Origin of the sequence: Rhizobium sp. Leaf311 (assembly GCF_001423445.1) — a bacterium.
GTDB lineage: Bacteria > Pseudomonadota > Alphaproteobacteria > Rhizobiales > Rhizobiaceae > Agrobacterium.
Map to the genome: position 1 here is coordinate 607069 of NZ_LMNZ01000001.1, position 12296 is coordinate 619364.

The window sequence follows — 12296 nt, forward strand, 5'->3', positions numbered from 1 at the left end:
GAAATTTCATATTACACTGGATTTAAGGCCCGTTTGGGCGCGCATTCGTGAAGGCTTTTCAGCCCCGATGCGTTGAAGGAGCAGCACAATGGATTCCAAGATTTCCAACACGACCAAGGGAATGCCGGACGCGAACGTCAAGTATCGCCCATACCCTGTCATCGATATCAAGGACCGCACCTGGCCGTCGAAGACCATCGACAAGGCGCCAATCTGGTGTTCGGTGGACTTGCGCGATGGCAACCAGTCGCTGGTCAATCCCATGGGGCATGATCGCAAGGCCCGGATGTTCAAGCTGCTGCTGGAAATGGGTTTCAAGGAAATCGAGATCGGCTTTCCTTCCGCATCGCAGACCGATTTCGACTTTGCCCGCTGGTGTGTGGAAGAGGGTGGTGTGCCCGAGGACGTGTCCTTGCAGGTGCTGGTACAGTGCCGTCCGGAACTGATCACGCGCACGTTCGAATCACTGGAAGGCGCCAAGAACCCGATCATCCATTTCTACAATTCCACCTCCGAATTGCAGCGCCGCGTGGTGTTCGGCAAGGATGTCCACGGTATCAAGCAGATTGCCGTCGATGCCGCCAAGATGATTACCGACATGGCTGCCAAGGCCGGCGGCGGTTACCGCTTCGAATATTCGCCGGAAAGCTTTACCGGTACGGAGCTGGAAGTGGCGCTGGAAATCTGCAACGCGGTTGTCGAGGTGGTGAAGCCGACGGCTGACAACAAGCTGATCCTGAACCTGCCTTCCACCGTCGAGATGGCGACGCCCAATATCTACGCCGACCAGATCGAGTGGATGTGCCGCAACATCGACAACCGCGAGAATGTCATCATTTCCCTGCATCCGCACAATGACCGTGGCACAGGCATTGCAGCCACCGAACTGGGCCTGATGGCAGGTGCCGACCGCGTGGAAGGCACATTGTTTGGCAATGGCGAACGCACGGGCAATGTCGACGTCGTTACGCTGGCGCTGAACATGTACACCCAAGGTGTCGACCCCGAACTGGACTGCCGCGATATCGAACGGATCAAGGCGGTCTATGAATACTCCAACGAGATGACGATTCCCGAGCGCCATCCTTATGTCGGTGAGTTGGTCTATACGGCTTTCTCCGGCTCGCATCAGGATGCGATCAACAAGGGCATGAAGGCCATCAAGGTTGCCAATCATCCCGTATGGGAAGTTCCCTATCTGCCCATCGATCCAAAGGATGTCGGGCGCTCCTACGAGGCGATCATCCGCATCAATTCGCAGTCCGGCAAGGGCGGCATCGCCTATATTCTGCAGCAGGATTACGGCATCAACCTGCCGCGCAATCTGCAGGTGGAGTTCCGCGAAGACATTCAGCGCATTACCGACGATGAGGGTGTCGAGCTGCCAGCCAAGCGCATCTACGACCGCTTCATCGAACGCTACGTGACGCAGCCAAATGCCCGCATCAAGTTTGTCGATCACCACACCTATCCGGCTGGCGATTTCAAGGGCGTGCGTGTCGTGGCTGCCGAGATCACCGATAACGGTGAGGTAAAGCGCATCGAGGGCAAGGGGACCGGTCCGATTGATGGCTTCATCAATGCACTGTCCACCTATCTTGGCGTTGACCTGTCGGTCAACGATTACTCGGAACACTCGCTGCAGCACGGCTCCAACGCCTCTGCCATCGCCTATGTCGAGATGGAGCACCCCGGTGGAAAGCTGTTTGGCGCGGGCGTCAACACCAACATCGTTGCCGCTTCGCTCGAGGCAATCGTGTCTGCTGCCAACCGTGTTCTGGAAGAGCGGGCGGCCAAGGCGTAACGCGGGCCAGGAAGCAAAGCATTCTATTGAGGTGGGCGGGGGCAGGTGCTCCCGCCTCAGTCTTCCTCGCCCTGTTCAGCGGGGTTTGTGAAGCCCAGTGGACGTCCGTTGGTGTAGAAAACACGCACGTCTTCCAGCTCTATGCCGGTCGATTTCTCGTTGAGGCCATAGCGTTCACAGGTCACGTTCCATGTGCCTGGACCGCCATCGATATGGAAAAGATTGTATCCGGCGCGGGGCTTTTCTCCGCCCGGCCCCTGTGAGGCGGATGCTATGCCTACGACCGGGGTATGGTCGCGCCCGCGATGCGTGTTCAGCCAATAGACCGTGTTGAGGTGCGTATGGCCGTGCAGGACGAGTTCTGCGCCGCCGGTGCCGATCGCTGCGGCAAAGCGTCGAATGCCGATCATGCGTTTATGCGTGGCGGCAGCACCGCGAACGGGTGGGTGATGGATCATGACGACGCGAAACAGACCCTGTTCGCCGGCCTTGCGCAGCAGTTCCGCCGTCGCGCGCGCCTGCCTGCGACCAAAATAGCCGGTGGCGGAAAAAGGTGGTGTTGCAATGGAGGTCGAGCAGCCGATCATGGCGACCGGCCCGCGTATGCGCATGTAAGGAAAAATCTTGCGGTCTTCGTCCCATTCTTCCGCGTCGCCATCGCCCCGCACATAGGGGTACCAGGCGGCCATGGCCTTATCATGCGCGCCGGGCACATAGGCGTCATGGTTGCCGGGCACGACGGATATTTTCAGGGGGTCGCCCACTTCCTCCAGCCAGTCCGCTGCAGCGCGGATTTCAATGCCGGTGGCGAGATTGACAAGATCGCCTGTGATGGCCACATGGTCCGGCTCCTTGCCTTCCATGTCATCCACCAGTCTTTCCAGCGTATCGGTGAAAAGATGCTTGCGGCGGTTGAGGCGCCAGTTCACAAAGCCGGTAATGCGCTTAGAGGCCAGTTCGCGAAAGGTCAGCTTTGGCAGCGGGCCGAGATGGACGTCAGAAATGTGAGCGAGTTTGAACATGGGTAAGCCATACCGTATCGGAAACTAGGCGTCCAACGCGAAACCCCATTTTTTCAATGGGATAGTCGCCAGACCAAGAAATGTGAAAATCCGTGATGGCACTGCCATGCGCCGGGTGAGAGGATCTCTATTGAGCGACAACCGTGGTCAGGCAAATGGGTTCCGCATTCTGTTGCAGAATCTCGCAAAACGTGCGCTGCATAGCTTCTTTTTCCTGCGCCGGGGAATGACGCTGGGCGTTCGCGCAGCGTGTTTTGATGGCGAAGGCCGGATCTTTCTTGTGCGCCATACCTATATTGCTGGCTGGCATATGCCGGGAGGCGGTGTGGAGAGGCATGAGACCTGTCTGCAGGCGCTGCACAAGGAAATACGGGAAGAGGGCAATCTGGTCGCAGTTTCTCCACCGGTGCTCGTCCACGTCTATTTCAATAATCGCACCAGCAACAAGGACCACGTCCTGCTCTACAAGCTGGATGTAAGGCAAACAGCGCCAAAAATCGCCGACCGGGAAATCAGCGAAAGCGGATTTTTTGCATTCGACGCACTGCCTGAGGGAACCACGGGCGCGACCCGGCGTCGCCTGCTGGAAATTGCGGGCGAAACGCCGCCGGCCGATTACTGGTAGCTTCAGCCCAGCCGGGCTCTGTCGTGCGCTTTCTCTAGCTCCAGCTCTGGCCCCACGGGAACGATTCCCGTTGGATTGATCGTCTTGTGGCTGCGGTAGTAGTGATCCTTGATGTGACGCATATCGACCGTCTCAGGCACACCTGCGGTCTGGTAGAGATCGCGCAGATACCCCGTCAGGTTCGGATAGTCCGCAATGCGGCGGATATTGCATTTGAAGTGGCCAACATAGACCGGATCGAAGCGGACCAGGGTCGTGAACAGCCGCCAGTCTGCCTCCGTCTGGCGAGAGCCAAGCAGAAAGCGCTTGTCCTCAAGCCGTTTTTCCAGAAGGTCCAGTGTTTCAAAGACCTTTACGGCGTTCTCTTCATAGGCTTCCTGCGTGGTGGCGAAGCCTGCCTTGTAGACCCCATTGTTGACGGTGTCGTAGACGAGTGCGTTGACCTCATCGATCTCGTCTCGAAACTCTCTTGGGTAGAAATCATCGGTCGATTCCGTCAGCGCATCGAAAGCACTGTTGAACATGCGGATGATGTCTGCCGATTCATTGGAAACGATTGTGTTCTGCTGCTTGTCCCACAGCACGGGTACGGTCACGCGGCCGGAATAGGATGGGTCGGCCTTGGTATAAACCTGCCACAGGGCTGACGCGCCAAAGAGATGATCCTCAGTCGCGCCCGGCGTGCGGGCATCTTCAGCTTTGAACTCCCATCCATTTTCCAGCATCAGCGCATCGACGACCGATACGGAAATATAGTCTTCCAGCTTCTTGAGCTTGCGGAAGATCAGGGTTCGGTGTGCCCAGGGGCAGGCCAGAGAGACGTAGAGATGATAACGGTCCTTCTCGGCCTTAAAGCCGCCCTTGCCGGAAGGGCCAGCTTCGCCATCCGCAGTGATCCAGTTGCGAAACTGCGAGGCGCTGCGCTTGAAGTGACCCTTGGTTTCCTTGGTGTCGTACCAGACGTCTTTCCAGACGCCTTCAACCAGCATACCCATCGCGCTTTCTCCTACATCTCGTTTTGGCTTACTGTAAGCCACCGATTTGGGGTTGGAAAACCCTGGCGGCTGTAAACAGTGCGTTCGTATTCACTCATATCAATGAATGGGTGTGCGCCGGATTAGTTCTGGACGTGCCGGAATTTTCCTGATATCCGCGTTTATCACAATTCTGAGGGAATTCTGCTTTATGACCGCAACACGGATGCTCCGACGACGCTGACGCTTCGAACGCCTTAACCGGCGCAGCCGTCACATTGTCGTATCCGTATTGAAACGTTCCGGTCCCTTCATGTCCAAGCACGAACTGGTCTACCTCACCGAAGACGCGTCGCATGACGCCATTATCGAACTCATCAACGCAGAAGCTTTCGGTCCAGGCCGCCACACGCGCGCCGCCGCCCGCATTCGCGAGCAGGGCCCTCACGACCGGTCGATTTCCTACATCTGCGCCGATGATGGTGAAACCATTGCTTCCGTGCGCATGACGCCGGTGCTGGCCGGTGGCGTGAAAGGCCACATGCTAGGACCACTCGCTGTCCGCCCCTCCCACAAGAACCTTGGCATCGGCCGCGAACTGGTTCGCATTGCGATTGCTGCTGCCAAACGCAAGGGCTCGGAAGGCGTCATCCTCATCGGCGATCCACCCTATTACATGCCCCTGGGCTTCGAGAGGGTCGCCTATGGCGCGCTCGACTTTCCCGGCCCGGTCGATATGAACCGGGTGCTTGTCGTGCCTCTGGCAGCTGATACGCATGAGCGGCTAAAGGGCAAGATCGGCTGGCGCAAGTGCGAGGCGACCGTAGCGGCCGCTGAGGATGGCGAGCCTTTCGTCGAGCAGCTTCGCGCCATCGGGTGAGCCATCTAGTCTGCTGATGAAGGGTCAAAGCTTCGTCTTAGTCTGGAATGAAAGGGCACGGCTGCTAGCCTATACGAGATCATCCAGATCAACGCCGAGTACATCGGCAATCTTGCGCATGACGGAAAGACTTGCTTCTTTTTTGCCGTGTTCGATCTCGGAAAGATAAGGCGGGCTTATTTCAGCTTTTTCAGCCAGTTGTCTGGCGGTGATGCCTCGATGCACCCGCCAGACCTTTACTGGATTTTCCCCGGAAAGGATGAGGTTGACGACTTCGGCTGGAACCAGCTCATCGCGGCCAGCAGCAATATCTGCCTTGATCGCATCTGCTGACACGATCTCCGCTGCTTCGACAAGCTTTTCATATTCGGATAGCGGAAGAACAACGAGTGTTTCTCCACCCGGCGTCGTGATCGTTTGCATGTGTGTTTTCCTATCCGTAAATCTCGCCGCGAGCGCCTATTTTTATTACCTCCAGAACGTTGCCTTGATCATCCATGACAATGCGCCAGTCACCAACGCGCAATCTTATGTATGACGAGCCCACCAAGGCCCTTACATTGTTGGCAAGCGACTTCGGCTCTTTTGCGTACTGCTCGATCTTGGAGGTTATCCGTTCCGCCTCATTTCTCGGTAAGCGGCGTAAAACCTTCAATGAGGATTTGCTGTAAGCGATTTTCTTCATAAAATAGCTATCCGCTAACAATAGTCAATAAAATTCGCCATTGGCTAATAATCGTGCGGTTAAGACAATGATTTCTTCAAATAGGTAAGCGAACTTTCGCCAAAATTCTCGATCCGGCCAAAAATTTCATAGCCGCACTTCTGATAGACAGGCACCGCATCGGGGTTCATCGTATCGATAAAAGCGCCGACGCAGCCCCGTTTGATGGCCTCGTCTTCGGCCATGGCGAGCAGTTTTGGGCCAAGGCTCTGGCCGCGCAACGTTTCCGGGACGAAAAGCAGTTGTGTGTAAAGCCAACCGCGGGCGGTATGTCCACAGAGGCCGCCGATGACGTTGCCATCATCATCTCGCAAGGAGATGACGAGTTCCTGCCAGTCGCTAGGGCCAAAGCGGTCGATATTGTAGGACTTAAGCGCTGCTAATATCGCCGCTTCGCTGTCCTTGTCGGCGGTCTGACTGATCGAAATGGTAGGCTGCATCAGCGACCTTCTCTCCACCACAGCGCGGAAAACGCCATCAACAAGGCGGCGAGGCCTGCAAAACCGGCAAAGAGCGGCAGCGTGTTGACGCCCTTCAGAACGGTTTCATCCGTCAGGCGAATGAGCATCCGGTCATTATCGGCGACCCGTACATCTCCGCGCACGGGCAGGATATCGGGCAGGACAACACGACCATCTTCGTTGACGACGCGGTGGATGTTGCCCTTGGTCGCATCGGCCAATGGCTTTAAGGGCTCGGTGGTGGAGATCATTGCCTTGAATTCCGGTGCATCGACAGCGCCGACGTGAACAAGGGTGGTGAAGTCGCCATTGGTGATTTCGTAAAGGCCGGTTTCATCCATGCGGCGCTCGATCTTGTAAAGACCGGGTTCTGCCTGCGTAAACGCCATGGTTTCGGTCCTGCCCGTCGGGAATTTCACGGTCGCATTGCCGGGGTTGTCGCCGATGGTCTGGCGAGTAATTTCCAGCGTGCGGCCATTGGCGCGGGCCGTCAGCGCCTCTTCCTCAAGCTCCGGTTCCTTCATCAGCCAGTGGGCAATCCGGCGATAAAGGGCGACATGCGGACCGCCGCCTTCATAACCGCGCGCCCAGAGCCAGCCCTGATCGGACAACAACATGGCAACGCGGCCTTCACCCTGTCGGTTGAGAACGAGGAGGGGGTCCTGTCCGTCCCCCAGCATCACGGTCTGCCCCTGTGGCTGATCGACGCCGACGGTGCGGAACCAGCGTCCCCACTGCGGCGGCTCCTGGCCTGAGCCTTCCAGTCCACGCGTGACCGGGTGCTTCTTGCCTGCGTCCGAGAGGCGCGGATAAAAGGCGGATTGATGCATTTCACCGGTTGGCTGGGCCGGCAGCACGGAGGCAAGCGGCGTCATGGCGATGGAGTCCTGGCCCGCATGTTCCGGACCTGCGGCAATCAGCAGAGCGCCACCCTTTTCGACATATTGCGCGATGTAGTCGTAATAGAGGATTGGGAGAACACCGCGATGCTGGTAGCGGTCGAAGATGATGAGGTCGAAATCCTCGATCTTCTCGACAAACAGTTCACGCGTCGGGAAGGCGATCAGCGACAGCTCGTTGATCGGCGTGCCATCCTGCTTTTCCGGCGGACGCAGAATGGTGAAATGCACGAGATCGACTGACGTGTCTGACTTCAACAGGTTGCGCCACGCCCGCTCACCGGCGTGGGGTTCGCCGGAGACCAGAAGCACGCGCAGGTTCTGTCTGATGCCCTCAATAACGTGGACGGCACGGTTGTTGCTGGTGGTGACTTCACCGGGAAGTTCGGCCACAGAAAATTCCATGACATTGTTGCCGCCTCTGGGAACCTTGAAAGCAAAGGGCAGCGGCTGACCGGGTGTGGCATCCAGCGTGGCGATTTCCTCGCCATTCATCTTGATCGTGACGCGCGCCTGTCCACCCTGTGAACGTCCATCATCGAAAACGCGCAGCGTCAGTTCCTGCTCTTCGTTGACGATGCCGAAGCGCGGTGCGCGGACCACTTCGATGCGGCGGTCGAATTCCTGCGGGCGTCCGGTGATCAGGCCATGAATAGGGGCCTTAAATCCGAGCGTCTGCTCGATGTTGGGTGTCACATTCGGAATATCGTGGATCTGGCCGTCGCTCAGGAAAATCGCACCGCCGACGCGCGAGGGCGATACGTCTGAGACGGCTGCAGCAAGCGAAGAGAACAGGCTGGTTGCGGGTGAGTCGCTGTTGGGATCATTCTCGACCTCGACGATGCGGGGCTCGATGCGTGGGAAACGGGCGAGGCGCTCCTTGAGTGTCGCCAGCGCCTGATCCGTCTGTTCAGGCCGCTGCTGCACGTCCTGGCTTTGTGAGCGGTCAACAATAACGGGGACAATGGTGGAAAGCGGATCGCGTTCTTCATTGGTCAGAAGCGGATTGGAGATGGCAAGCAGAAGTGCCGCGAGCGCAAGGCCGCGCAGCCACGCACCGCGAACGCCCCGCCAAAGGCCAATTACGGCAAGCACAAAGGCTGCGGCGGCGAGAATGCCAATGACGATCCACGGCAGGAAGGGGGCGAATGTCAGTGTCATATCATTGCCCCAACCGCTGGAGGATATCGGGCACGTGGACCTGATCGGCCTTGTAGTTGCCGGTGAGCATATACATCATGATGTTGACGCCGGTGCGGAAGGCATGTTCGCGCTGTACCTCGTCCGGTGGAACCGTGGGAAGAACAGGTGCACCATTGGCATCCACGGCCCAGGCACCGGCAAGATCATTGCCAGTAATGAGAATGGGAGAAACGCCATCGCCTGACGATGAAATGCCCGATGTTGTCTTGGCAGCATCCTGCCGGGATTCGACCCAGAGCGGGCTGCCATTATAGCGACCGGGGAAATTGTTCAGCAGGTAGAAGGAACGGGTGATGACATGGTCCTTCGGCACAGGCTCCAGTGGCGGAATATCGACACTGGCGAGGATTTCCTGCAGACGCTGACCGTTGGCGCTGGTGCTGCCGGTGTCCAGTGACGAGAACTGGTCGCGCGTGTCGAACAGCACCGTTCCGCCAGCACGCATATAGGCATCGATGCGTGATATGGCAGCGGTCGATGGCATCGGCGCGGTCGCCGATATCGGCCAGTAGATGATGGGATAGAAGGAGAGCTCGTCGCTGGAAATGTCGAGCCCCACCGGCTGGCCGGGTTCAAGCGTGGTGCGCCATGTCAGAAATTCGGAAAGCCCTCGCAGACCCTGTTCGGAAATGCGGTCCACATCATCCTCACCGGTGCGCACATAGGCCAGATGGGTGGTGTCCAGCCGCTCGAAAATGGCCTCATCACCCGGCTTGGGGTCATCGGCGCGGGCAACATCAGGCCCAAAAGCCGCAAGGCTAGCGGTCAGCACAAGCAGCATTCCGGCAGCCGTAGAGCGTGCGCGCGGAAGGCGCGAAAAGACGCCGTTCATGAAGAGGACGATGAGTGTATCGGCAAACAGCATCAGGAGTGCCGCGATGAAGAGGGCAGGGCGCATGGATTTGGCGGCCTCGCCAACAAGACCTTCGCGCGTCGTTGCCGTTCCCGCCATGGAGGCGTCGATCGGGCGGAGCGTGGCATCCGGCGGCAAAAGGTTCAGCGCGACGAAACCGGATTCGGTGCCGTAAAGGCCGGGCGGATTGTCGAAGCTTGCCCGTGGCGACTGGCCGGGCTTGACATCCAGCGGGCGGGCGGTGCCGATTTCAGGGGACAGGGAGCCCGTTGCAGTCAGCAGACGGTATGGCGGCAAGGCGGCAGCGGGCGCATTGGCGGAGGCAGACGAGCCTCCGACCAGCGAGAGTTGGACGATACGGCGCAGCATTTCCACAAAGTGGCCGGAGATCGGCAGATCCGACCAACTGGCCTCGGCGCTGACATGGAACAGCACGATGCGGCCTGCATCGATGTTGCGGGTTGTCACCAGCGGCGTACCATCGGCAAGGCTTGCCCATGTACGCTCGGCAAGATCAGGCGTCGGCTCTGCCAGAACCTGACGTTTGATATGGATACCATCCGCCTTCGGCATACCGGCAAAGGGGCCGAAATTGGGGAAGTCTGCCAGCGGTTGCGGTTCTGCCCATGACAGGGCGCCGCCAAGCGCGCGCTCACCCTGTCGCAATGTCACCGGCACCAGCGGATCCTCGGCGGGGGCTGCGGCGAGGCGCGGACCTGCAAAACGGATCAGCGTGCCGCCGCGCGATAGCCAGCGTTCAAGCGGTGCGTAGGTTTCCTGCGGAAGACGACCGATATCGGCCATGACGATGACGGAGGGATTGGTCTGCAACAATTCGGGGATAGCGGATGCTAGATCGGCCTGTCTTTGCGGAACGAGATCGACATAGGGCTGGAGCGCGCGGCTGATATAGAACAGAGGCTGCAACAGCGGTTGAAAATCATTGGCGGTTTCGCCAGCCAGAAGCGCAACGCGACGGCGGCGGAAACCATCATCCAGCATGTGGACGGAGCCTGCGGTGGACAGGCGGTCGATCGACAGACGGGCAAAGTCGTTGCGCAGTTCGAAGGGGGCGCCCAATACGGCGGTTGTTTCTGCCGCACCCGGTGCAAAGCTTGCGGTGTCGCTGGCGAGAATACGGCCCTGAGTGTCCTGCGCGTTGATGGTGAGGTTGGCCGGACCGGTCGTATCCAGTCGGGACAGCTTGACCGTCATGGTCTCGGCACCGTTTTCAGCACCGGTAATGGCGGTAACTGCGCGGCCATCACCCTCGACCAACCGGAATTCTGCGGCCTGCATGGTGGCGAGGTTGCTGAGCGCGGCCCGGTCATCCGGCGTGGCGACGCCATCGGTAATGAAAGCGAGAGTTCCCGGTGTCGTCCCATTCATGGCCTCGATGACCGCTTCGGCAGCGCGCCTGCGGTCCGGCACCAGGGGTTGAGGCTTGGCTGCGGCCAGCTTTTCCAGCGCCGCTGCCGTCGTGCCAGCTTCGGCATCATGGTCACGATCTGCGGTAAAGGCGATGGAAACGGGCCGCTCTGCTCGTTCGGCGTCGCCAATGAGAGCCTGCGCAGTCTGGACCCGGCGATCCCAGTCCGGGGCGGACGCCCATCCATTATCGACGATCAGCACCAGAGGGCCGCTGCCCGCAAGCGTATTGTTGCGTGGATTGATAACCGGATCGGCCAGTGCGAAAATGACGGCGGCGGCCAATAGCATCCGCAGCAGTGTCAGCCACCATGGGCTCTGCGACGGTGTTTCCTCGCGCTTGAGAACGGTTGCGAGAATCCGTAGCGGTGGAAACACTTCCGCCCTTGGACGCGGCGGCGTCAGGCGAAGCAGCCACCAGATGGCGGGCAGCGCCAGAAGGCCGAAAAGAATGTAGGGGCTGGTAAAGACGAAGGGCAGGGCGCTCATGTCCGGCCTCCATTCTTCCCGCCGCCCGGTGCGCCTGACAGATACATGTGCATGGCGACAAGGGCTTCGGATGCCAGGTGATCGGTGCGGTGAAAGACGAAGTTCCAGCCGAGACGGCGAAGCGAGGATGACAGCGCATCCCGCCTTGCCAGATAGGCGCGGGTATAATCATCGCGAATGGTTTCAGCGCGGCCTGCCGTCAGCTTTTCCCCGGTTTCCGGGTCGGAGAATTCGGTTCTGCCGCTGTAGGGGAAGATTTCCTCTGCGGGATCCGCGATCTCGACCACGTGACCGCCGAGCCCACGGCGCGCGAGCGGCGAAAGACGTTCCATCACGCTCGTTGCATCATCGAGAAAATCCCCGATCAGCACGATGTCGCTGGAGCCGCGGATCATCGACGTATCGGGAAGGCCCGTCGTGGCCGGTGCGTGCATGATCGCAGTCGCCAGCCGCTCGGCAGCGTTGCGGGCGGATATGGGTTCCATGATGCCGGGGCAACCGATGCGTTCTCCGGAGCGGGCAAGAATTTCCGCCAGCGCCAGCAGCAACACCAGCGCCCGGCTTTCCTTGGAAACGGAACCGAGCGTGGACTTGAACATCATCGAGGGCGAGAGATCCGCCCATAGCCAGATGGTATGGGCAGCTTCCCATTCCCGGTCGCGAACATAGGTATGATCGTCACGGGCAGACCTGCGCCAGTCTATGCGTGACAGGCTTTCTCCCTCGGCATAGGGGCGGAACTGCCAGAAGTTTTCGCCGATACCGCGTTTGCGGCGGCCATGCCAGCCCGCGGTAACGGTGTTGGCGATGCGCTTGGCCTCAACCATGCAATCAGGCACCAGGGCGGCGCGCTGGCGCGCACGGGCAAGCACGTCATTGGCGGGCGTTTGCTCTACGATCTGGCCGATGGATGCCACATGCACTCCTTAAGATC

11 protein-coding genes are annotated in these 12296 nt (G+C 59.1%); 3 read left to right on the forward strand and 8 right to left on the reverse strand.

The window, feature by feature from the left end:
• The first annotated feature begins 88 nt into the window (after nt 1-88).
• Entirely contained in the window at nt 89-1804 is a 1716-nt protein-coding gene (leuA, locus tag ASF69_RS02880) for a 2-isopropylmalate synthase (RefSeq protein ID WP_062585103.1), read from the forward strand.
• 56 nt (nt 1805-1860) lie between these two features.
• Here leuA and ASF69_RS02885 read toward each other — a convergent pair whose 3' ends face one another.
• A complete protein-coding gene (locus ASF69_RS02885) occupies nt 1861-2826 on the reverse strand; it encodes a metallophosphoesterase (RefSeq protein ID WP_062585105.1) in 966 nt (321 codons plus the stop codon).
• Nucleotides 2827-3052: 226 nt separating this feature from the next.
• Here ASF69_RS02885 and ASF69_RS02890 point away from each other — a divergent pair, with 226 nt between their 5' ends.
• Nucleotides 3053-3451, forward strand: coding sequence for an NUDIX domain-containing protein (locus ASF69_RS02890; RefSeq protein WP_244475386.1), 399 nt, complete (start codon nt 3053-3055; stop codon nt 3449-3451).
• Between the two features lie 2 nt (nt 3452-3453).
• Here the strand turns inward: ASF69_RS02890 and ASF69_RS02895 are convergent, their stop codons facing one another.
• On the reverse strand, nt 3454-4446 hold the full coding sequence (locus ASF69_RS02895; RefSeq protein WP_062585107.1) for a glutathione S-transferase family protein: 993 nt from the start codon (nt 4444-4446) through the stop codon (nt 3454-3456).
• A gap of 292 nt (nt 4447-4738) precedes the next feature.
• On the opposite strand from ASF69_RS02895, the gene ASF69_RS02900 reads away from it, so the two are divergent.
• Nucleotides 4739-5305: an N-acetyltransferase gene (locus tag ASF69_RS02900; RefSeq protein WP_062585109.1), complete on the forward strand. Its 567-nt coding sequence runs from the start codon at nt 4739-4741 to the stop codon at nt 5303-5305.
• Between the two features lie 69 nt (nt 5306-5374).
• Here ASF69_RS02900 and ASF69_RS02905 read toward each other — a convergent pair whose 3' ends face one another.
• Genes ASF69_RS02905 through ASF69_RS02930 form a run of 6 tightly spaced genes read right to left on the reverse strand, consistent with a single transcriptional unit; the run spans nt 5375 to nt 12279 of the window.
• Nucleotides 5375-5728: a helix-turn-helix transcriptional regulator gene (locus tag ASF69_RS02905; RefSeq protein ID WP_062585111.1), complete on the reverse strand. Its 354-nt coding sequence runs from the start codon at nt 5726-5728 to the stop codon at nt 5375-5377.
• 10 nt (nt 5729-5738) lie between these two features.
• Nucleotides 5739-5990 (reverse strand): type II toxin-antitoxin system RelE/ParE family toxin, encoded by a 252-nt coding sequence (locus ASF69_RS02910; protein ID WP_062585113.1) that lies wholly within the window; start codon nt 5988-5990, stop codon nt 5739-5741.
• A gap of 59 nt (nt 5991-6049) precedes the next feature.
• Nucleotides 6050-6469: a GNAT family N-acetyltransferase gene (locus tag ASF69_RS02915; protein WP_062585115.1), complete on the reverse strand. Its 420-nt coding sequence runs from the start codon at nt 6467-6469 to the stop codon at nt 6050-6052.
• On the reverse strand, nt 6469-8550 hold the full coding sequence (locus ASF69_RS02920; RefSeq protein ID WP_062585116.1) for a hypothetical protein: 2082 nt from the start codon (nt 8548-8550) through the stop codon (nt 6469-6471). Before ASF69_RS02920 ends, ASF69_RS02915 begins: the two co-directional genes overlap by 1 nt.
• A gap of 1 nt (nt 8551) precedes the next feature.
• On the reverse strand, nt 8552-11362 hold the full coding sequence (locus ASF69_RS02925) for a DUF4159 domain-containing protein (protein ID WP_062585118.1): 2811 nt from the start codon (nt 11360-11362) through the stop codon (nt 8552-8554).
• Entirely contained in the window at nt 11359-12279 is a 921-nt protein-coding gene (locus ASF69_RS02930) for a DUF58 domain-containing protein (protein WP_062585634.1), read from the reverse strand. The genes ASF69_RS02925 and ASF69_RS02930 overlap by 4 nt, the downstream gene beginning before the upstream one ends.
• Nucleotides 12280-12296: the final 17 nt, after the last annotated feature.

Excerpts from the sequence above, each read along its gene's own strand:
- ASF69_RS02915 (WP_062585115.1), bottom strand. The coding sequence starts at position 6,469 with ATGCAGCCTACCATTTCGATCAGTCAGACCGCCGACAAGGACAGCGAA.
- ASF69_RS02920 (WP_062585116.1), bottom strand. The coding sequence starts at position 8,550 with ATGACACTGACATTCGCCCCCTTCCTGCCGTGGATCGTCATTGGCATT.
- ASF69_RS02885 (WP_062585105.1), bottom strand. The coding sequence starts at position 2,826 with ATGTTCAAACTCGCTCACATTTCTGACGTCCATCTCGGCCCGCTGCCA.
- ASF69_RS02890 (WP_244475386.1), top strand. The coding sequence starts at position 3,053 with ATGACGCTGGGCGTTCGCGCAGCGTGTTTTGATGGCGAAGGCCGGATC.
- ASF69_RS02925 (WP_062585118.1), bottom strand. The coding sequence starts at position 11,362 with ATGAGCGCCCTGCCCTTCGTCTTTACCAGCCCCTACATTCTTTTCGGC.
- ASF69_RS02905 (WP_062585111.1), bottom strand. The coding sequence starts at position 5,728 with ATGCAAACGATCACGACGCCGGGTGGAGAAACACTCGTTGTTCTTCCG.
- ASF69_RS02910 (WP_062585113.1), bottom strand. The coding sequence starts at position 5,990 with ATGAAGAAAATCGCTTACAGCAAATCCTCATTGAAGGTTTTACGCCGC.
- ASF69_RS02895 (WP_062585107.1), bottom strand. The coding sequence starts at position 4,446 with ATGGGTATGCTGGTTGAAGGCGTCTGGAAAGACGTCTGGTACGACACC.
- ASF69_RS02900 (WP_062585109.1), top strand. The coding sequence starts at position 4,739 with ATGTCCAAGCACGAACTGGTCTACCTCACCGAAGACGCGTCGCATGAC.
- leuA (WP_062585103.1), top strand. The coding sequence starts at position 89 with ATGGATTCCAAGATTTCCAACACGACCAAGGGAATGCCGGACGCGAAC.